Source organism: Caballeronia sp. GACF4, assembly GCF_023631025.1.
GTDB lineage: Bacteria > Pseudomonadota > Gammaproteobacteria > Burkholderiales > Burkholderiaceae > Caballeronia.
Genome location: NZ_JALQDW010000026.1, coordinates 68,007 through 88,496, shown reverse-complemented (window position 1 = coordinate 88,496; position 20,490 = coordinate 68,007). Strand labels below are relative to the sequence as shown.

The window sequence follows — 20,490 nt, the reverse complement described above, 5'->3', positions numbered from 1 at the left end:
CCGGCAAGAGTATGCGAATGTCCAGTGAACCCGGACCGCTGAGCTTCCCGGACACACCGGGCAGGTTGCAAGCCAACGATTCCCGAGCCGACCGCAGTTCCAATGCGCGTAGCAACGTCGTCCGTGAGCCATCCGTGCGCCCGCTTTTTGTGTCGCGCGAGGAGCGCGCCGCGAGCGCACCGCAAAGCTTGGGCGAGCCGGGAAAGGCGCTCTTCGGGGACGCTGGCCATCCGTTGCTGAACCAGTGTTTCGAGTGCGCGCGCCAACAGTTTCCCGGCCTGTATCCTCGACAGCAGGCACGCATCGAACGCGCGATTCGCCGGCTCGTACCGCCACGGCTCGAACACATCGTCGTCATGGCCGAAGCGCCGTTGCATGCATGCGGCGAGGCTGTCGAAACGTTCACCCGCATGATGCGCGACTTCGCCGAACTGGATGGCGCCGGCCTGATGCGCGACCTGCTCGAGCGTGCTGCACATAAACCCGGTCTGATCGACCGCCTGACAGGCCGATACCTGGGCACGGAAACGCCGGAACTGGATTTTCGCGGCCTCCTGACCACGCTCAAGACTTCGTTGCACTCGTTTCCGGCGCGCGTTAAGTCGTCGCGGCAACACATCGCGGAAGCGCACGACGGTCTGGCTATCGGTCTTGCCGCCTTGAGCGCCGTCGCCGATTTGCCGGAGCGCTGGGACACCGCGAGCGCCGCGCGCGCATTGCTCGATCGCCGCGCGATGGTGCGTCAGGCATTTCAGCAACTCGAACTGTTGTCCCTGCAAGTCGATGCGTTCGAAACCGATGTTGTCGATCTGCTTGCGCGCGCCGATCAACTGATGAACGTGACCCTCCCCGCCGCCCTGGCTGCGCGGTCGCAGCCCAAGCGCTGAGAAACGAGCGTTTTACATGGAGCCTTCGATGTCCAAGCACCACCGCACCGTCGCCGCATTCGATTTCGACGGCACCATTACCACCGGCGACAGCCTCAAGGCTTTCGTGCTGCACACCGTCGGGCCGATTCGTTTCGCCACATCGGCCATATGGGCGGCGCCGGCGCTGGCAGGCATGGCAATAGGCCGATGCGACCGCGGAACCGCGAAGGCCGAGTATTTGAAGTACGCTCTGAAACACGTTTCGCGCGATGCGCTACAACTCGCTGCCCAAAGCTTCTGTGCCACGCGCCTGCCGGCCATGATCCGGCCGGAGATGATCGAACGCGTGCGGCAACATCAGGCGCTTGGGCACGAGGTGGTGATCGTGAGCGCGTCGCCTTCTCTGTATCTTCGTCTCTGGGCGCAGACCATTGGAATCGGCACGGTGCTGTCGACCGAACTGGAATTGACGGAATCGGGATACGCGGGCCGGTTCATCGGCGCCAATTGCTGGGGGCCGGAGAAAGTCGAGCGTCTGAAGGCATGGTGGGGCGCATATCGCCCAATGACCTTGTATGCCTATGGCGACAGCGCGGGCGACAAGGAGATGGCCGAAGCCGCCGACGTTCCATGGATTCGCGGATGCGGCGCCTTGCCGACCTTGCCAGCCCTGAGCGATACTCATTATTAAGACCGCGCGGGAATCGGCAGGCGATCTTCGACCGCTATACTTCGTCTCGCTTATTCGTTCCGCTTATTCGTTCCGCTTTTTCGTTCCGCTTTCCGCACCACCTGTTCGCATCGAAGGACCCCGCATGACCGCCCTGCCCCCGTGCCCCCAATGCCATTCCGAATTCACCTACGAAGACGGCAAGCTCTTCATTTGCCCCGAATGCGCGCATGAATGGTCGGCCGATGAATCTCCCGCCGCCGAAGCCGAAACGAAGGTTTATCGCGATTCGGCGGGCAACATTCTGCAAGACGGCGACACCGTCACCATCATCAAGGATCTCAAGCTGAAGGGCTCGTCCGGCGTACTCAAGATGGGTACGAAGGTCAAGAACATCCGCCTTGTCGATAGCGATCACGATATCGATTGCAAGATCGACGGCTTCGGCGCCATGAGTCTCAAGTCCGAATTCGTCAAGAAGATCTGAGCGCGCACGTCGTGGACGAGGTGCGCCTTACCTCGTCCGCGTGCCGCTAGCCGGCACGCGGCGCGCCAACTCCGCCAGGCCGATACAAAACGCGAGCCACGCGCCGCCCGAGGCGAATCCGCCCGCGACATCCGTCAGAAAATGCACGCCGATCACCACCCGGCTCGTGCCGATCAGCAGCACTAGAAGACAGGTCGAAGCGACGATGAGCGCATCGCCGCCGCGCGAGGCGACGCGCATCAACACATAGGCGCACATGCCGTAGCAGACCATCGATCCGAACGAATGGCCGCTCGGAAACGAATAGCTCTCGGGCAACGGCACGAGCGCGCCGATGGGCCGCTCGCGATGCATCGACAGCTTGAGCACGCGATTGAGCAGACCGCCCAGGCTCGTCGTCGCGATCAGAAAGAGCGCCAGTCCGACGTGCCGCTTCCACGCCAGCGCCACGCAGACGAGCGCGCACAACAACGCCAGGAACAGCGGATCGCCAAGATGCGTCAAGCGCGCGAAGCTCTGCGCGGCCAGCGGCGGCACGCCTTTGCGAATGCTATCGAGCAGAAGCTGATCGGCGCTCGAAAACGCCTCGCCGCGCTCGACGCGCGTGGCGATTGCCGCGAACACCATTACGCCGCACGCAAGCGGAACCAGCGCCGCGAACACGACGAGCGTCCTCTGCGTGGGCGGTTCGCGCGTGTCGAGCACGCGCACGAACGCGCTCCAGGCGAGCGCCGCGCCAAGCGGCGCCGCCACGAGCACGAACGCGATGACCCACAACGCGTGAGCTTCTGCAAAGCCTGCATAGTCCATCGATCGACAACCTCCGTTTGATTCGACTTGGCTAGACGTTCTACCATGCCCGCCGCCGATGGAAATTAGGACGGACTAAGTCGAGCTTCGGATTCGCCCTACGGGTACTCCCGGAGTTGATTGAATCTCACACCCACGCTGACAAATCGTCGATTCCTCATCGCGCGACGCCCGCCGCAAAATCGGTTCATCCTCAACGTAACGCAAAGGATTGGAGTCCATGCGAAAGAATCTGTATATCGGCGAAGGCTTCGAGGGACCGGGCGTGAATCTCGCCCATATCAACGTGCTGGTCGGTCCGCGCGACGGTCCCGCCGGTCAGGCCTTCGCCACCGCGCTCGCGACGCCATCGGCCGGGCACGCGCCCTTCGTCGTGATCGCACGGCCCGGCGTGCCGACCAAGCCGCTCACGCTCTACGTGAACAAGGCGCCGATCGACGGCGACTTCCACGGCAACGCGACCTGGGGCGCATCGCAGGCCGGCATAGCGAAAGCCGTGGCCGAAGCGCTCGAACAAGGCACGCTGCCGCCCGAGGCGGAGAACGAGTGGGTGGTCGTATCGGCGAACTGGGTGAATCCCAAGACCGACGATCTCGACGCCGTCTTCGAGAACAACTATCGCGCGTGCAGGAACGCAATCGTCGCGGCCATGGAAGGCTTGCCGTATCGACATGCCGTGTTCGAGGCGGCGCGCGATGTCTCGAATCCGTTCTACACGCCGAAGAAGCGCTGAGGAGACGACCATGGAATACGTACGTCTCGGCCAGTCCGGACTCAAGGTTTCGCGCTTGTGTCTCGGCACCATGAACATGGGCACGCCGCAATGGAAGCCCTGGATTTTCGATGAAGCGCAAAGCGAGCCGATCGTGCGCCATGCGCTCGATGCCGGCGTGAACTTCATCGATCTCGCCGATTTTTATTCGACCGGCGTCGGCGAGGAAGTGGTCGGCCGCATCCTGAAGCGGCTCGTGCGGCGCGAGGATATCGTCGTCACCACGAAGGTGGGCTACGACATGGCGAGCACGCCGAACGCGGGCGGCCATTCGCGCAAGCACGTGATGGACGGCATCGACGCGTCGCTCAAGCGTCTCGACATGGACTACGTCGACATTTACATGCTGCATTTTTTCGACGTGAACACGCCCGTCGAAGAAACCCTGGCCGCGCTCGACGATATCGTGCGCGCGGGCAAGGCGCGCTATATCGGCGTTTCGACGATGTACACCTGGCAGTTCGCCAAGATCGTGCAGGCGTGCGAACGCCACGGCTGGCACAAGCCGATCAACATGCAATTGCAGTTGAACGCCGCGTATCGCGAGGAAGAGCGCGAGATGATTCCGTATTGCATCGATCAGGGCGTCGGCGTGTCGGTGTTCAGTCCGCTCGCGCGCGGTCTGCTGACGAACGACGCCGGCTCGAATCGCAATCAGACGGACTTCTTCACCGCGCAAATGTATGGCGATGCCGCTTCGCGCAGCGTCGCGGCATCCGTGGCGCGAGTGGCGGCGCGACGCGGCGTGACGTCCGCGCAGATTGCGCAGGCATGGGTGCTGAACCGTCCGGGTGTGTCGAGCATGCTGGTTGGCGCGGATTCAGCCGCGCAGTTCGACAGCGCGCTCGCCGCGCTCGACACGCGTCTCAGCGCCGACGAAATGCACGAACTCGACCGCAACTACACACCGTGCGATCTCATCAACGATTACACGGCGGGACGGCGTATCGCCCGCGAAGCGCGTGAGGCGCGCGGCGCATTCGACGAACTCATGGAGCGCGCGGCATGAGCGACCTTTTACGATCCGGCCATTACATCGACGGCGCGTGGCGAGAAAGCGCAAGCACGTATGCCGTGCGCAACCCAGCGACGGGCGAAGTCATCGCGAACGTGGCGCGCGGCGGCAGCGCGGAGACATCGCTTGCAATCGATGCCGCGAGCAACGCGCTGCCCGCGTGGCGCGCGCTCACGGCAAAGGAACGCGCCGCCCGCGTCAAGCGTTGGGGCGAACTCATGCTCGCCAACCGCGACGCGCTCGCCGCCCTGCTCACGCGCGAGCAAGGCAAACCGCTTGCCGAAGCGCTCGGCGAAGTGGCCTACGCCGCGAGCTTCCTCGAATGGTTCGCGGAAGAAGCGAAGCGCAGCTACGGCGACGTGATCCCGAGCCCGAAGCCGCATTCGCGGATCATCGTCACGCGCGAGCCAGTCGGCGTGGTCGCGGCCATCACGCCGTGGAACTTCCCGCTCGCGATGATCACGCGCAAAGCCGGCCCCGCGATTGCGGTCGGTTGCACGATGGTGCTGAAGCCATCGGAGGAGACGCCGTTATCGGCCTTCGCGCTGGCGGTGCTGGCGGAAGAGGCGGGCATTCCGGCCGGCGTGTTCAACATCGTATCGGGCGATGCGGTGGCTATCGGCGAGACGCTCACGGCGTCGCCGCACGTGCGCAAGCTCTCGTTTACCGGCTCGACGCGCGTCGGCAAACTGCTCGCGAAGCAATCCGCGGATACGCTCAAGAAGCTTTCGCTGGAACTCGGCGGCAACGCGCCCTTCATCGTGTTCGACGACGCCGATATCGACGCCGCCGTGCAAGGCGCGATGGCATCGAAGTTCCGCAACACGGGGCAGACGTGCGTGTGCGTGAATCGCTTCTACGTGCAGGACGGCGTCTACGATGCCTTCACGCAAGCCCTGACGCGCGCCGTGCACGCCTTGCGAGCGGGCAACGGTCTCGAAGGCGCGTTCGATCAAGGTCCGCTCATCAACGAGGCGGCGCTCGATAAAGTGAAGACCCATGTCGCGGATGCCGTGCAAAAAGGCGCCAAGGTGCTGACAGGCGGCAAAGCGCATGCATTGGGCCGCACGTTCTACGAGCCGACCGTGCTCGCCGATGCCATACCTTCGATGCTGATCGCGGAGGAGGAAACCTTCGGCCCGGTCGCGGCGTGTTTCCGCTTCGCGACCGAGGAAGAAGTCGTCGCGCTTGCGAACGACACGCCCTACGGCCTGTCGGCCTATTTCTACACGCGCGATCTGGGCCGCGCGTGGCGTGTCGCTCAGGCGCTGGAAAGCGGCATGGTCGGCATCAACGAGGGAATCATCTCGACGGAAGTCGCGCCGTTCGGCGGCGTGAAGCAGTCGGGGCTCGGCCGTGAAGGTTCGAAGTACGGGCTCGATGAATACGTCGAACTCAAATACATGATGATGGCGGGGCTTGGCCGCTGAATCATCTTCTGTCGGCGCCGCGCGCACCCATAACCACAAGCACGCACCAGCACGCGCGCGGCAATTCATGCAGTGGAGGAGACACCCTTGGATACTCGAATCGTCATTCCCGATGCGCTCGATGCGCATCTCGCCCCGTCGCCTGGCGCCGGCCGCGTCACGCTCGACGACGTTCCGCTCAACCGCTTTCATATCAAGATCGCGGGGCTGACGTTCGGCGCGCATTTCACGGAAGGGTATGCGCTTGGCACCATCGGTTACGCGCTGGCGTCGATGAACCGGCAGGTTCCGCTCGATGCGTTCTGGATGGGCATGCTCGGCTCGTCCGCGCTGATCGGCATCTTCTTCGGCAGCCTCGTATTCGGCTGGCTGTCCGACCGGCTCGGGCGGCAGAAGATTTTTCTGCTGAGTTTCATCATCATCACGGCGGCGGCGTTCGCGCAGTTTTACGCGACCACGCCAGCGATGCTCGTTGCGTTGCGCGTGTTGATCGGCTTCGGCATGGGCGGCGACTTCGCGGTCGGTCACGCGATTCTCGCGGAGTTTTCGCCGCGCAAGCATCGCGGCACCCTGCTCGGCTCGTTCAGCGTGATCTGGACCATCGGCTACGTGATTGCGAACGTGCTCGGCATGCATTACGCCAATGCCTCGCCGGACGCCTGGCGCTGGCTGCTCGCCTCGGCCGGCATTCCGGCGTTTCTCGTACTCGTGTTGCGTATCGGCACGCCGGAGTCGCCGCGCTGGCTGCTCGGCCGCGGTCGTGGCGATGAAGCGCGGCGTATCGTGCGCAAGCACTTCGGCCCGAACGTAACGCTCGACGCCGACGCCGGCGAACACTTCGCTCCGCCCGGCGGCTTCGCGCGGCTCTTCAAGCCGGATTTGATCCGCCGCACCATCTTCAATTGCGCGTTCTTCGTGTGCCTCGTGATCCCGTATTTCGCGATCTACACGTTCCTGCCGAGCATTCTCAAGGCGATCGATCTGAACGAAGGCTCGGGCGCGGATCTGCTGCTCAACGGCGTGCTCGTGATAGGCGCGTTGCTCGGCATCTGGCTGACAATCAAGCTATCGCGGCGCGCGTTCCTGATCGGCTCGTTCGCGGTGACGTGCGTGTCGCTGCTGGCGCTTGCGGTGCTGCCATCGTCGGCGTCGCTCTGGATGATCGCGGCGTTCGCGCTTTTCACACTCACCATGTCTGCGTTTTCAAACCTGGTCGGCGTGTTTCCGCCCGAGTGCTTTCCGACCGAGGCGCGCGCGTGCGGCGTCGGACTGGCGATTGCATGCAGCCGCCTTGGCTCGGCTATCGGCACGTTTCTGTTGCCTCTGGGCATTGCGGGCGTCGGCGTCAAGGTAACGATGCTCGCGCTCGCCGCGGTGCTGTTCATCGGGATGCTGGTTTCGATTGCATGGGCGCCGGAAACGAAGCATCTGACGTTGAACGAGGCGAGTGGCAACTGAACTGCTTCAAGGCTGCGCTGCGTTCGCGTTTGTCACCCCTTCGCCACGCAGCCACTCCGCGAACGCCTGCACATGATCCTGCGCGGCAGCCGACGGCCCGATGTCCAGCCAGTATCCATAAGGCCCCGTGGATTCCACCGGCGACAGTTGCGCAAGCGTGCCGTCGTGCAACTCGTCCGCGATCATGTTGCGGTCCACCACCGCGAGGCCGGTTCCGGCTAGCGCGGCGCGAATCGCCTGATCGAGTGTCGAGAACTCGATGCCGTTTTCCGCGAAACCGCGCGACAGGCTCGCGGCATCGAGCCAGTTCGGCCAAAGCGTGAGGCGCGCGTCGTTGTGCAGAACGTGCAGCGCGGGCAGGCGTTCCAGCAGCGCCACGACGTCCTGGCCCGCATACTTCGTCGCGCCGACGAGCACATGCCGCTCGATGAACAGCAACGCCGACCGATGATCCGCCCGCGCCTCGTGCCCGAAGCGGATCGTGCATTGAAACTCGCCCGTGGCGTCGGTGCGCACCGAGAGGTCGATGTCGGGCACCGCGTCCATCAGCGAACCGAGACGTGGCGACAGCCAGCGCGATGCGAACGTCGGCGGCGCGCTCACCGTGAGCCGCTTGCGTTCGCTCTTCGGAGAAATCGAGAGCTTGCGGGTCGTGCGTTCAATGGAATCGAACGCCTCGGAGACGCACGCGAGCAACTCCGTCCCTTGCGCGGTCAGGCGTATGCCTTTGTGATCGCGGTCGAAAAGCCGCGCGCCGAGCGCGTCTTCGAGCAGACGAATCTGGCGGCTGACCGCGCCTGGCGTCACGCACAACGCGGCGGCGGATTTGTTGAAGCTCATGTGGCGCGCGCTTTCTTCGAAGAAGCGTAGCGCGGTGAGTGAGGGCAGGCGGCGCATGGTGTCTCGCTAGATTGGTTTTTTTCCTATGGTAACGAGTCGACAGGCGGTTGCGTCCGGCCTTCGCGGCTCAAACCTCAAGGTCGCCGCAGCCTGAGCGCTACAAAAATCCGCATGAGCCTGTTTTGTAGCCTTCAGGCCGCGAGTCGTGCGCAACGCCGACCGCCACTCGAAGTGGCATCGCGCTGTTCTGGTTCACACTCGGCGATGCGGCAATCACGCCCGCCTACGACATCTGACGATGCAGGCTTACAACCCGCCGGGGTTATCCGTGGACGGACGCAAGAGCTCGGCGCCCGGCAACTCGTGACTCATCTTGCCGCCCGCATCCGCGCAAAGCATCGCTGCTGCTCGTCGACCTGTCCGCGCAGCCACTCGCGAAACATCGCGACATGCGGAGCATCGTCCTGTCCAGCGCGCGTCACGAGCCAGTACGACTGATGCCCGTCCACTTCGACATCCAATAGCGGCACGAGCGCGCCGCGCGCAAGCTCCGGCGCGATCATGTGACGATCCGCGATGGTGACGCCAATGCCATCCACCGCCGCATGGATCGAATGATCGAGCAGGTCGAATTCGTAGCCGTCGTGGGTATCGACATCGTCGATGCCCGCCGCGTTCAGCCAGTGTTGCCAGGTGAGATAGCGCTGATCGTTGCTTGCAAGCACATGCAGCAAGGTGAACGCATTCAGGTCCACCGAGGTCGTCGCGCGCTCGCCCAGCAATTCGGGCGAGCACACGGCAATATGCCGCTCGTTCATCAGCAATTGATTGTCGAGCCCGGCCCATTCGCCGTTGCCGAAGCGAATGGCGCAATCGAGCGCGCCGGATTCGACGAGCTCGTCGGTGCGGCGCGTGGTCAGGGTGACTTCGACTTCAGGCGCGGCAGCACGAAGGGATGGCAGGCGCGGCATGAGCCAGCGGCTCGCGAAGGTCGGCGGCACGTTGATGCGCAAGCGCTTGAGATGCGTCTTCTCCTGAATGCTGCGCACCGTCAGCTCGATGCGATCGAACGACATCTTGAGCGCCTGCAGCAGCAGGCGCCCCGTGGCCGACAACTCCAGATGATGATGACGGCGCAGCAGCAAGGCTTCGCCGAGTTGCGTTTCGAGTTGGCGGACCTGACGGCTCACCGCGCTTTGCGTGACATGCAGCACTTCCGCCGCACGCGTGAAACTGCCGGTGTGGCCAGCCACTTCGAAAGCCCTGAGCGCGTTCAGGGCGGGCATCTTCCGCTTCAAAACTGTCTCCTGTCTCGTCTGACGTGCGCGCATTTAACACGCGCTTCACGCCAGTCGTGCCGCTCTTTGACAGCATTTTACGAATCGAGTCAATTTATGCCGGTTATCCGACCGGCGGCGGCGCGCAACCTAGACCCGCTTCGTTCATGCGGCGACGGGAAGTTCGAGCGGCTTCAACGCCTCGACCACCCCACGACGCGAATCTTCGAGAATCATGTCCGCGCCCTTCTCGGCGACCATCATCGTCGGCGCGTTGAGGTTGCCGGAGGTGATGTTCGGGAACACCGATGCATCGACGATGCGCAAACCATCGATGCCATGCACGCGCAGACGCTCGTCGACCACCGAGGTGCGCGCGTCCGGACCCATCGCGCAGGAACCGCACAGGTGATAGATCGAGCCGGACTGGTCGCGGAAATACGCGAGCATGTCTTCGTCGCTCTTCACGCCCGGTCCCGGCGAGATTTCCTCGGCCGTGACCTGGCGCAGCGCCTTCGTGCCCATGATGCGGCGAATGAGCTTGCTGCCCTGAATGACTTCGCGGATATCCTTCGCCGTCGTCAGCGCGTTGATGCGGATCTTCGCCGCATCCTCGACCTTCGCCGACGCAATTTCCACCGAACCGCGGCTCGTCGGGCGACACGGATTGAAGCACAGCAAAAAGCCCGAGTACGGTTCCGGTTCGAGTTGCGCCTTGCTGCTCTTCGGAATGCGGTACGACAGCGGGTTGAAGTAGAGCTGCAGGTTTGGCTCCAGCTCGTCGTCGGCGCCCTTGAAGAAGCCGCCCGCCTGGTTCACGCTCATGGCGAGCGGTCCCTTGCGCGTCATCAGATATTGCAGCGCCACCTTCGCCTTGCCGATGAGCGAACCCAACTGGTCGTTCAGCGTCTTTACCGTCGCGCGATAGTAGAAGCTCACGCACAGATGGTCCTGCAGATTCTTGCCGACCGCCGGCAGCTCATGCACGAGCGTCACGCCATGCTTCGCGAGCAATTCCGCTTCGCCGATACCGGAGAGTTGCATGAGCTTCGGCGTATCGACGGCACCCGCCGAGAGAATCACTTCGCGCTTCGCCCGGAACTGCAAGTCCTGGCCATTACGCGAGGCGAGCACGCCCATGGCGCGCGCGCCGTCGAACAACACGCGGCGCACCGTCACGTTGCGCTCGATCTTCAGATTGCCGCGCTCCATCACCGGATGCAGATACTCGAAGCTGCTCGACGAACGCTGACCGTCGCGCGTGTTGACATCGTAGATGCCCGCGCCTTCGTACTTCGGGCCGTTGAAGTCGTCGGTGCGCGGAAAGCCCGCTTCTTCCGCGGCTTGCAGAAAGTCCTGGCAGATCGGATGCGCGTCGTCCTTCATCGGCGAAACGCGGATCTTGCCGTTCGCGCCGTGATACTCCGTGTTGCCAAGCGGATGCGATTCCACGCGACGGAAATACGGCAGCACGTCCTTGAAGCTCCAGCCGCGATTGCCCGCTTTCGCCCAGTCGTCGAAATCGTGCGGCTGGCCGCGCACGTAGATCATCGCGTTGATGGAGCCGGAGCCGCCCTGCACCTTGCCGCGCGGGCAATACAGCTTGCGGTCGTTCAGCTGCGCTTCCGGCTCGCTGTAGTACATCCAGTTGTATTCGGGGTTGTAGTAGGTCTTGGTGAAGCCGACCGGGACCTTGAACCAGAACGACGCGTCCTCGCCGCCCGCTTCGAGCAGCAGGACCGAATACTGTCCCGACTCCGTCAGACGGTTGGCGAGAATGCAGCCCGCCGAACCCGCGCCCACGATGATGTAATCGAATTCCATGCTTGAGTATTCCGGTGAGTGTCAGCCTTTGGCAGGCGCGAGGTCTTTCACGTCGAAAGGCCGGGGTGTCATCTGCAGATGCAGACGGTCGCCGGTATAAGGCGTATGCGCGCGCACCACGTCCATGTTCAGTTCGACGCCAAGACCCGGCTCGTTCGACGGAATGATGTAGCCGTCTTCCCAGCGAATCGGCGTCTTCAGCACTTCGGCGTGAAAACCGTCCCACGTGCCGATGCTTTCCTGAATCAGGAAGTTCGGCGAGCACGCCGCGATCTGCACGCTGGCCGCCGCGCCGACAGGCCCGTTGTACAGATGCGGCGCGATCTGCGCGTAATGCACTTCGGCGAGACTCGCGATCTTTTTCGCTTCGAGTAGCCCGCCCACGCGTCCGACGTTGAATTGCAGAATCGATGCGGCGCGCGCTTCGAGCAGCTTGAAGAACTCGTACTTCGTGGTCAGACGCTCGCCCGCCGCAATCGGAATGCTCGTCTTCGCGGCGACTTGCGCCATCGCGTCTTCCTGTCCCGGCGGAACGGGCTCCTCGAACCACAGCGGATCGAACTTTTCGAGGCGTTGCGCGAGGCGGATCGCCGACGATGGCACCATCTGGCCGTGCGTGCCGAACAGCAGATCGGCCTTGCTGCCAACCGCTTCACGCACCTTGCGGCAGAAGGTTTCGCAGCGGTCCATGACTTCGAGCGAAATCTGGTGGCCGGAATACGCCGTGTACGGGCCTGCCGGATCGAACTTCACCGCCGTGAAACCGAGTTCGACGTTGTGCGCGGCACATTCCGCCGCGAGGTCCGGGTCGTCGTAGTCGTATTCGCCACGACTGTTCTTCGGATAAAGATACGTGTAGGAACGCAGACGCTCGTGCACGCGGCCGCCGAGCAGTTCGTACACGGGCTTGCCCGCCGCCTTGCCGATGATGTCCCAGCACGCCATTTCGAGGCCGCTTACGACGCCCATCATGGTGAGGTCGGGGCGTTGCGTAAAGCCGCTCGAAAAGGCTTCGCGATAGAAGCGCTCGACATGATGCGGATCGTGGCCGAGCAGATAGCGTTCGAACACGTCTTCGATGATCGGCGTCATCGCCTTCGGATGAAACGTGGCCGAGTAAATCTCGCCGACGCCCTCGATGCCGCAATCCGTGCGCAGCTTCACGAAGATCCAGTACATGCCACCGACATGCGGCGGCGGCACGGCGACGATATGAGTTTCCAGTGCGGCGATTTTCATTGCTGCGATTCCTTGCGTTCCATGCGTTTGAGCCGATGCTTGAAGACGAGCGCGGCGACACCGCCGAGCGCGGCCATCACGGCGACATAGCCGAAGTACATTTGATAGCCGAGCACGCCGGGATAGTTCTGCGTCAGATGCCCGTTGACGAGCGGCAGGAATGCGTCCGGCGAGTAGCCAATCACCGAGATGAGGCCGATAGCGAGGCCGCTCGTCTCGGCCGGCACCTTGCAGTCGTCGAGCAGGGACCAGTAGAGACCGCGAATGGCATAGGTCATCACGCCGATGAACAGCACGACCACGGCGATCAGCACGTGACTCGAAATGCCCGGCGCGACGATCAGCACGACAAGCGAGAGCGCGGCTGCGAAGAGGGCGAACACGAGCACGGAAGACTTCGAGAAGCGGTCGCCGAGAAAGCCGCCGCCGATGCCGCCGATAGGACGCATCCACAGCTTGAGCGTGGTGATGAAACCCGCCGCGACCACGGAAAGGCCGATCTCCTTCTCATGCAGATACGCCGAGAAGCTGTACGTCGCCCAGAACACCTGATAGCCGCAGAACACGATGGCCGCGAGCAGCCACAACTGCGGATTCTTCAGCAGCACGGCGAGGTCGCGCAGCACGTTGCTCTTGCGCTTCGCCACGGCGGTGGCGCCCGCGTCGGGATCGCGAACCAGCCCGAGCACCACGCCAAGCAGGATGCACAGAAACGCGTACATATAGACCACGAGCTTGAAACCCGCCGCGGTGGAGTCGCCGCGCGTGTGCGTCACATAGGCGAAGACCGAAATCGCGATGGTCGCGAGCAGCGCTTCGATCAAGCCGCGACCGCCATCGAGAAAGCCGAAGAAGCGGCCTTGCTCGTCGGCGGCGGCGATCATCTGCACGCGCTTGATGATGGCGGCCCAGAACGTGAGGCCGGTCGTTAAACCCCAGCAGCCGAAGATCACGATCAGCGAGGCGAACGAAGGCGCCGTCGAATACCACAGCCCGAGCGCGCCGGTCGCGATCAGCGAAAAACAGATGAGCACGCGCGGCGCGACGCGGTCCGCAAGCCAGCCGCTTGGCAAATAGCAGATCAGGAAGATCGTGCCGAGCGCGGAGTAGAGATAGCCGAGTTGCTCTTCGGTGATGCGGAAGACTTCGAGCATCGTCGGCTGATAAACCTGCCGCAGATACAGAATCGGATAGATTGCGCCAGCGGCGACCACGAGCAGCGCGAGTTGCAGATAGCGGTCGGCGCGCGCGCTTTTGAGCGGCAGCGCAGCCGCGCCCTGGCTGGTTTGAGCGGGATTCGATGACACGGGAGGCTCCTCGATGAACCGCGGGCGCAAAGCCCGCAGCCTTCGTATATTTTTGTGTGAGTTGGAAAAGGAAAACGGCGGCGTCCTCGCGAGAAGACACGGCCTGGGTCAGTACTTCATGACGACGAGACGCGTCTGCGTGAATTCGAGCATGCCGTGCTTGCCGTCGTCACCGCCGATGCCGGAGCGTTTCCAGCCCGCGTGGAAGCCTTGATACGGATCGGCCGGCGTGCGGTTGATATAAAGCTCGCCCGCTTCGATGGAGTTGGCGACCTTCATCGCCGTGCGATAGTTTTCGGTGTAAAGCACGGACGAAAGACCGAATTGATGATCGTTCGCCATCGCGATGGCTTGATCGAGCGTGCCGTAGCGCACGACGGCGAGCACCGGCCCGAAGGTTTCTTCCTGCACGATCTCCATGTCCTGACGGCAGTTGGACAAGAGCGTCGGCGGATAGAAAAAGCCCTTGCGCTTCGGCACTTCGCCGCCGGTTTCGAGCACAGCGCCTGCCTCGACCGCGCGCATCACCATGGCGTGAATGCCTTTGCGCGATGCCTCGTTGACGAGCGGCCCCATGAAGCTCGCGTCTTCGAAACGGTCGCCGATCCGCTTGGCCAGCATCTGCTCCTTGAGCAGGCGAACGAATTCATCGTGAATGCTCGCGTGCGCATAAACGCGCTCGATGGCCGTGCAAAGCTGACCGCCATGCGTGAGCTTCGAGGCGACGAGTTCGCGCGCGGCCTTCTGCAAGTCGGCATCCGGCTCGATGATCGCGGGCGTCTTGCCGCCCAGTTCCAGCGAAGGCTTCGCAATATTCGCCTTGCAGTATTCGAGCACCTTGCGGCCCGCGGAAACGCTGCCCGTCAGCGTGATCATGCCGACGGCCGGATGCGTGCAGACGGCTTCGGCGGTGGCGTGATCCATCGCCAGGATATTGACGACGCCCGGCGGCAATGCAGCGCGTTCGACGGCGCGCGCCAATTCGAACGCGGACAGCGGCGTGTTGTTGCTCGGGCGCACGACCACCGTATTGCCCGCGATCAACGCCGGCGCAATCTTGCGCAGCAGCGTGTAGATGGGGAAATTGAAGGGAATCAGGCAGGCGACGACGCCTATCGGCTCGCGATGCAGCACGAGGTTTTCGTCGGGCGTATCGCTCGGAATGACTTCGCCTTCGATGCGCCGCGCCCATTCGCTGTGATAGCGCGTGATCTGCGCGGCGTAGATGGCTTCGTTGGTAGCGTCCGTCAGGCTCTTGCCCGACTCGGAGGCGAGCGCCGCGCCGATATCGGCGGAGGCTTCGACGATGGCGTCCGCGAGACGCTGCATGTGCACCGCGCGCTCGGCGGCGGGCATCACGCGCCAGCGCTTTTGCGCGGTGGCGGCAAATTCAACGGCTTGCAACGCCTCTTCGCGCGTTGCGTTGTGCACGTGGCCGAGCACTTCTTCGGTAGCCGGATTGACGACGGCGGTGCGTTGATCGCTTGCGGGCGCGATGAAACATCCGTTCACGAAATTGCGTTCTGACTTCATGTTTCTCGATGATTCCTGGTTCGATGACGGGCGACGGCGGCCGCAGCGGAAAAAAACCAGCGCCGCTGATGTCGCGGCTGCCTCTTACGACTTTCGGCCCATTTTTCCGCGCTTCGCGCTGCAGCGACAAGCGAAGAATTTGCTGGCAGAACATTCAAAAAACTCACGTTCGATGTTCGGCGAAATCCCTTTGCAAGCGCGCGTCGATCACGCACAATCCGTCGCTCATCGTTAGCCATCCTTGGCGTTTTCGCGTGAGCGATGCCGACGTCATCGGATAAAACAAGAAAACTTGAGACTTTCATGAGAATTAAAGCCATTCTGTTCGCAGCGGTCTGCTGCCTGTCTTCCTCCGTCTTTGCAGCGAGCAGCGTCACGCTATACGGCGTGCTCGACGAAGGCCTCGACTACACGAGCAACGTCGGCGGAAATCACGCCTATGAATTGACGAGCGGTTATGCGTCGGGCAGCCGCTGGGGCTTGCGCGGGGTCGAAGATCTCGGCGGCGCGACTCAGGCCGTGTATCAACTGGAAAGCGGTTTGAACCTGAGCAACGGCGCGGCGGGTCAGGGTGGCCGCATGTTCGGCCGTCAGTCTTTCGTGGGCGTGCAGAACGAACGCTTCGGTTCGGTGACGCTTGGGCGTCAGTACGATTCCGTCGTCGATTACCTTGCGCCGACCACCGCCAACGGCAACTTCGCGGGCTATCTGTTCGCGCATCCGTTCGACAACGACAACACGGACAACTCGTTTCGCGTGAACAACGCGGTGAAGTATGCGAGTCCGTCTTTCGGCGGCTTCAAGTTCGGCGGCTTGTATGGCTTCAGCAACAGCACGGGTTTCGCGGACAACCGCTTGTATAGCGTCGGCGCTTCGTATGCGAATGGCGGCTTGCTGGCCGGCGCGGCATATATGCGCGCGGACGGCGTCGGCGCGGGTGGCATCGGCGCCATCGCGGCCAACGATGCGAGCTTCGTCGCGAGACGCATGCAGGTCTACGGCGCGGGCGTAAACTACTCGTTCGGCCCCGCAACGGCAGGCTTCGCCTATACGAATTCGAGTTATCGCGATCCGTCGACCAATGGCTATATAGGCGGCACGCTCGTGGCAGCAGGCAACACGCTCAACGCCGTCAAGTATCAGAACTTCGAAGTGAACGGCAAGTACCAGTTCACGCCGGCGTTCTTCATCGGCGCGCAGTATGTATATTCCATCGAGACGTACGACGCGGCTTCAGGCACGGTCAAGCCGAAGATTCACTCGTTCGGCTTGATGGCGGATTACTTCCTGTCCAAGCGCACGGACGTCTATGTGCAAGGCGCATATCAGAAAATCCACGGGCCTTCGACGGATTCGGTGCTGGACAACGCGTATATTCCGGGCGCGCAGCAAGTGTCGTCGAATTCGAATCAGTTTGTCGCGCGAGTGGCTTTGCGGCACGCGTTCTGATCTAGCTGACATTGAGTTCGTGGTGCGGAAGGCCGGACGCTCGTTCGGCCTTTTTCTTGGGCGTGAAGCTCAACTCCCGATCACCACCGAAATCTCCCCCAACGGCGCCTTCGAGGCATTCGGCACGACTGCCCTGAGCGGGAACCCGAGCGTTCCCCTGAACGTGACGAAGCGGCTCATCTGAAAACGCACACCGCCGCCGATGCTCGCAAGCGATGCATTGTTGACCTCGCCCGCTTCGGGGATGCGGTTCCACACGTGCCCTGCATCGAAAAACACAAACGGCTGCATCGCCGCGAAGCCGAACGTGATGGCCGGCGAGCGCAACTCCGTCTGCACGTTCCAGCCGCGATCGCCTTGCGCCGCGTACGGGTCGTAGCCGCGCACGGTCGAGTCGCCGCCAATTCCGAGTTCCTCGCTCGGCAAAAGCGTGTTGTTGGTCCACTGCACGAGCCCGCGCGCGGATACCGAAAAGCCCGTCGCACCCAGCGGCGTATCGCGTTGCGCGGACAGTTGCAGATACTGATAGCGCGGCTTCGCGCCGAGACGCGCGGTATCGAAGGCGTCGCTGTTGTTGCTGCCGTCGAGATAGCCGGGGCTCGCGTAGAGCGATGCATTCAGATGCGTGTCGCCGGATGCGTCGCTCTTCGTCAGATCGTAGGCAAGCACGAACTGATGGACGTGCGTATTGGCATTGAACACCTGAAAGCCGCCGAATTCGAGGTCGTTGTTCGAGCGCTTGAAGTCGTAGCCGAGTTGCAGTTGCTGCTGCCACGCACCCGCCTTGTCGAGCGGCGGAAGACGCCAGTCGTAGCGAAAACTGAGCTGCGCGCTCGTGCCCGTCTGTCCGTAACTGTCCGGCAAGCGTGGCGTACTTTGCGCATACACCCCGAACAGTTCGATACGGTCGAGCCACGGCAGCGGCGCAATCAGGTTGAACGAATGCGCGACGAAGCGCGCCCGGTTGGGCCGCCCTTCGATATCCGGATTACCCGAAATGAGGTCGTTGCTCGCCGTCGCCTGATAGCCGATGCGCGCATCCGTGCCGAACAGATTGCCATAGTCGAAACCCGCAAGCAGGCGGTCGCGGCCCAGGTCCGGCACGCCGTCGTTGTTGTAGCCGCCGTAGACGCGCAACGGCAGCCGGTCTTCGGTCTGCAGGACGACATCGGTGGTATTCGCGGCGGCGCCCGGCGCATAGATCACGTCGACACGGCGATACGGGTTCGAATTCAGGAGCGCGAGGCCCGCGGCGACATCGGCTTCGCGGATTGGCTCGCCAGCGGGCAGCGGCATCTCGCGGGCGAGGAGCGCATCGGAGAAATAGCGATTGCCTTGAGGGAGCACGCGCCCCGCGCGAAACTCGGCAATCGCAATGCGCACCACGCCGTCGCTCACGTCCTGCTCGGGCACGTAGACATCGACGAGCGGCAGGCCCGCCTCGCGATAACGCTGCACGACGGCGCGGCGAATTTCGGCCAGACGCGCGAAGGTGAGCGGATGGGCGAGATCGGCCGCGAAGGTATCGAGGAAAGCGGAATCGAGCAGCGGCGCGCCACTGGCCGTGATCGCAGCGCTCTGCGTGCCTTGCGTGCTGGCGGAACCGGCCGCGCCGTCCGAGCGCACGAAAGCGATGCCGCGTAAATCCGCGATCGCTACGGCCTGCGACGCATCGCCGGATTCGGCGGGCGGCTGCGGTGCACGCGGACGCTCGGCGGCGGGCGGGGCAATCGGCGCGACGTCTTTATATGATTGCGCGTGCGCTGCATCGGTATAAGCGGCGGCATAAACAGCGGCATGAGCGGCGGCAATGCAGCACGCGAGCCGCGTGAACCGCACGCTCCCCTTCGATGCCCGCGTCATGCGCTACCGGCGCGCCGATGCGCGGGCCAACCACGGCGAATATCGAACGTCTGTCGCAAAGGCGCTCCTCGTCTCAATGTCCGCATCGTCACGCGGCGGCCTGACATCGTACTCGCTAATGGCGTGACCGTGAGCGCGCGAGGCGAAGCTCGAAAGCGCCACGATGTCGGTGTCAATCACGAATTGGTCGCACACGTGCTCAGGCGCCGTTCCGGTTTCAGGTAGCATCGGGTGCGAACGCGCCTCGACCAAGGGCCGTTCCGAACGCAAACGAGTGTCATGACAAAAATAGCAGACGAAACGCCGCAGTTTTCCGATCAGACACAGAGCGAGACAACGCCGGAGTCCTCATCCATCGCACGGACCGGACCGCTCACCGAAGCCAAGCTCTTCGGCCGTCAGACACCGCCTTCGGGCGGCGACCCGCTTCCGCCGCCACCGCCCGGCGGCGCGGGCAGCAGTTATCGCGCGCTCGCGGGCCTGTTGTGCGGCTATGCGCTGCTCGTCGCGGGAAACGGCCTCTTCCAGACGCTGATACCGCTGCGCATCCTGCAGGCGGGTTATCCGACGCTCGTGATCGGCCTCATTCAGTCGTGCTATTACCTGGGCTTCATTCTCGGCGCGGTGGTGAACCGGCGGCTCATCGACCGGATCGGGCAGCATCGGACATTCGTGGCTTTTTCAGCGGCCGCGTCGATTCTCGCGCTGGCGTTCGGCGCGAGCGAGTCGCCGTGGCTCCTCGCGCTCGTGCGTATTCTCACGGGCGTCGCGTTCATGGGGCTTTATACGTCCATCGAGAGCTGGCTCAACGGCACGGTGGAGAACGAGCGGCGCGGCCAAGTCTTCGGCTCGTATGCGGCCATCAACTATCTCGCGGTCGGCACCGGGCAGTTCTTGCTGAATGTCGGCGCGGGCACGGGTGCGCAGCAATTCTCCATCGCCGCCGCGCTGTTCGCCGCCGCCGTGCTGCCCGTGACCTTGCTGGAAGGCTGGCCCGTCAAGGTCGCCGATGAAAACCTCGACCGCGTGCCCGCCCGAACCTGGCGCGAGAGCCTGCGCGAGATGATGGCCGCGACGCCGCTCGCGGTTCCGGGCTGCATTCTCGCGGGCTTTCTCTACAGCGCGTTCTATTCGATGACGCCGGTCTATCTTCAACGCTCCGGCTTTTCGACGAGCGAACTCGCGACCTTCATGGGCGTGGCGCTGATCGGCGCACTCCTGCCGCAATGGCCGATGGGCCGTCTCTCCGACAAAGTGGACAGACGGCGTCTCGTGTTTTACACGGCATCGATTTCGGCGACCTTGAGCTTCGTGCTGCTGTGCTTCGATTTTCGCGCGGTGGTGTGGTGCGGCACGCTGGCGTATGTCGCGGTGACGTTCACGCAATACGGGCTCATCGTTTCGCACGTGCATGATAGAACGGAGGCGCATTTGCGCGTCGCCATCTCGGCGACCTTGCTCGTGCTGTTCTCGCTCGGCGGCATGACCGGTCCGGCGCTGGCTTCGCTATTGATGACCGTCTTCGGTCCACGCGGACTCTTTCTCTTCAACGGGCTGTCGTGCGTGTTGCTAGCGCTTTGCGCACGCCGGGCGCTTCATGCCGGTTCCGGCAGCGTCGCCGCGAGAACGGCTGGCTGACCCAAGCAC

18 protein-coding genes are annotated in these 20,490 nt (G+C 63.2%); 10 read left to right on the top strand and 8 right to left on the bottom strand.

The genetic code is table 11. The features are described 5' to 3' along the window. Nucleotides 1-17 precede the first annotated feature (17 nt). From NCR40_RS24310 to NCR40_RS24300, 3 genes are all read left to right on the top strand, one after another. On the top strand, nt 18-887 hold the full coding sequence (locus NCR40_RS24310; RefSeq protein ID WP_250510917.1) for a hypothetical protein: 870 nt from the start codon (nt 18-20) through the stop codon (nt 885-887). Nucleotides 888-915: 28 nt separating this feature from the next. Further along, nucleotides 916-1,560, top strand: a complete 645-nt coding sequence (locus NCR40_RS24305; protein ID WP_250510916.1) for an HAD-IB family hydrolase — start codon at nt 916-918, stop codon at nt 1,558-1,560. A gap of 124 nt (nt 1,561-1,684) precedes the next feature. Next, entirely contained in the window at nt 1,685-2,026 is a 342-nt protein-coding gene (locus tag NCR40_RS24300; RefSeq protein WP_244829803.1) for a zinc ribbon domain-containing protein YjdM, read from the top strand. 27 nt (nt 2,027-2,053) lie between these two features. Here NCR40_RS24300 and NCR40_RS24295 read toward each other — a convergent pair whose 3' ends face one another. Further along, nucleotides 2,054-2,836 (bottom strand): phosphatase PAP2 family protein, encoded by a 783-nt coding sequence (locus NCR40_RS24295; RefSeq protein WP_250510915.1) that lies wholly within the window; start codon nt 2,834-2,836, stop codon nt 2,054-2,056. Between the two features lie 220 nt (nt 2,837-3,056). Here NCR40_RS24295 and fae point away from each other — a divergent pair, with 220 nt between their 5' ends. The 4 genes from fae to NCR40_RS24275 all read left to right on the top strand — a co-directional run bounded on the left by fae (nt 3,057) and on the right by NCR40_RS24275 (nt 7,511). Then, complete coding sequence (gene fae, locus NCR40_RS24290; RefSeq protein WP_244829806.1) at nt 3,057-3,569, top strand: formaldehyde-activating enzyme; 513 nt, start codon at nt 3,057-3,059, stop codon at nt 3,567-3,569. Between the two features lie 10 nt (nt 3,570-3,579). Next, a complete protein-coding gene (locus NCR40_RS24285) occupies nt 3,580-4,617 on the top strand; it encodes an aldo/keto reductase (protein ID WP_250510914.1) in 1,038 nt (345 codons plus the stop codon). Further along, nucleotides 4,614-6,053: an NAD-dependent succinate-semialdehyde dehydrogenase gene (locus tag NCR40_RS24280; RefSeq protein WP_250510913.1), complete on the top strand. Its 1,440-nt coding sequence runs from the start codon at nt 4,614-4,616 to the stop codon at nt 6,051-6,053. Before NCR40_RS24285 ends, NCR40_RS24280 begins: the two co-directional genes overlap by 4 nt. Before the next feature lie 99 nt (nt 6,054-6,152). Further along, nucleotides 6,153-7,511: an MFS transporter gene (locus NCR40_RS24275; RefSeq protein WP_502801028.1), complete on the top strand. Its 1,359-nt coding sequence runs from the start codon at nt 6,153-6,155 to the stop codon at nt 7,509-7,511. Between the two features lie 6 nt (nt 7,512-7,517). On the opposite strand, the gene NCR40_RS24270 is transcribed toward NCR40_RS24275, so the two are convergent. The 6 genes from NCR40_RS24270 to aldA form a co-directional block, all read right to left on the bottom strand. After that, on the bottom strand, nt 7,518-8,408 hold the full coding sequence (locus NCR40_RS24270) for a LysR substrate-binding domain-containing protein (RefSeq protein ID WP_250510912.1): 891 nt from the start codon (nt 8,406-8,408) through the stop codon (nt 7,518-7,520). A 311-nt stretch (nt 8,409-8,719) separates the two neighbouring features. Further along, nucleotides 8,720-9,637, bottom strand: a complete 918-nt coding sequence (locus tag NCR40_RS24265; RefSeq protein ID WP_244829810.1) for a LysR substrate-binding domain-containing protein — start codon at nt 9,635-9,637, stop codon at nt 8,720-8,722. Nucleotides 9,638-9,793: 156 nt separating this feature from the next. Further along, entirely contained in the window at nt 9,794-11,452 is a 1,659-nt protein-coding gene (locus tag NCR40_RS24260; protein ID WP_250510911.1) for a GMC family oxidoreductase, read from the bottom strand. 21 nt (nt 11,453-11,473) lie between these two features. After that, on the bottom strand, nt 11,474-12,691 hold the full coding sequence (locus NCR40_RS24255; protein WP_244829812.1) for a mandelate racemase/muconate lactonizing enzyme family protein: 1,218 nt from the start codon (nt 12,689-12,691) through the stop codon (nt 11,474-11,476). Continuing rightward, nucleotides 12,688-14,013 carry an MFS transporter gene (locus tag NCR40_RS24250; protein WP_350029325.1) on the bottom strand — a complete coding sequence of 442 codons (1,326 nt, stop codon included), beginning with the start codon at nt 14,011-14,013 and terminating at the stop codon, nt 12,688-12,690. Before NCR40_RS24250 ends, NCR40_RS24255 begins: the two co-directional genes overlap by 4 nt. Before the next feature lie 93 nt (nt 14,014-14,106). Then, entirely contained in the window at nt 14,107-15,531 is a 1,425-nt protein-coding gene (gene aldA, locus NCR40_RS24245) for an aldehyde dehydrogenase (RefSeq protein WP_250510910.1), read from the bottom strand. Here aldA and NCR40_RS24240 point away from each other — a divergent pair. Together NCR40_RS24240 and NCR40_RS24235 are read left to right on the top strand one after the other, a co-directional pair. After that, nucleotides 15,530-15,766: a hypothetical protein gene (locus tag NCR40_RS24240; protein WP_250510909.1), complete on the top strand. Its 237-nt coding sequence runs from the start codon at nt 15,530-15,532 to the stop codon at nt 15,764-15,766. The two genes, aldA and NCR40_RS24240, sit on opposite strands and share 2 nt — an antisense overlap. Before the next feature lie 68 nt (nt 15,767-15,834). Continuing rightward, complete coding sequence (locus NCR40_RS24235; protein WP_250510908.1) at nt 15,835-16,980, top strand: porin; 1,146 nt, start codon at nt 15,835-15,837, stop codon at nt 16,978-16,980. A 69-nt stretch (nt 16,981-17,049) separates the two neighbouring features. Here the strand turns inward: NCR40_RS24235 and NCR40_RS24230 are convergent, their stop codons facing one another. Next, nucleotides 17,050-18,843, bottom strand: coding sequence for a ShlB/FhaC/HecB family hemolysin secretion/activation protein (locus NCR40_RS24230; RefSeq protein ID WP_250510907.1), 1,794 nt, complete (start codon nt 18,841-18,843; stop codon nt 17,050-17,052). Nucleotides 18,844-19,122: 279 nt separating this feature from the next. Here NCR40_RS24230 and NCR40_RS24225 point away from each other — a divergent pair, with 279 nt between their 5' ends. Further along, the gene (locus NCR40_RS24225) at nt 19,123-20,481 is read left to right on the top strand and encodes an MFS transporter (RefSeq protein ID WP_244829817.1); all 1,359 of its coding nucleotides are present in this window, start codon (nt 19,123-19,125) and stop codon (nt 20,479-20,481) included. The last annotated feature ends 9 nt before the right edge of the window (nt 20,482-20,490 follow it).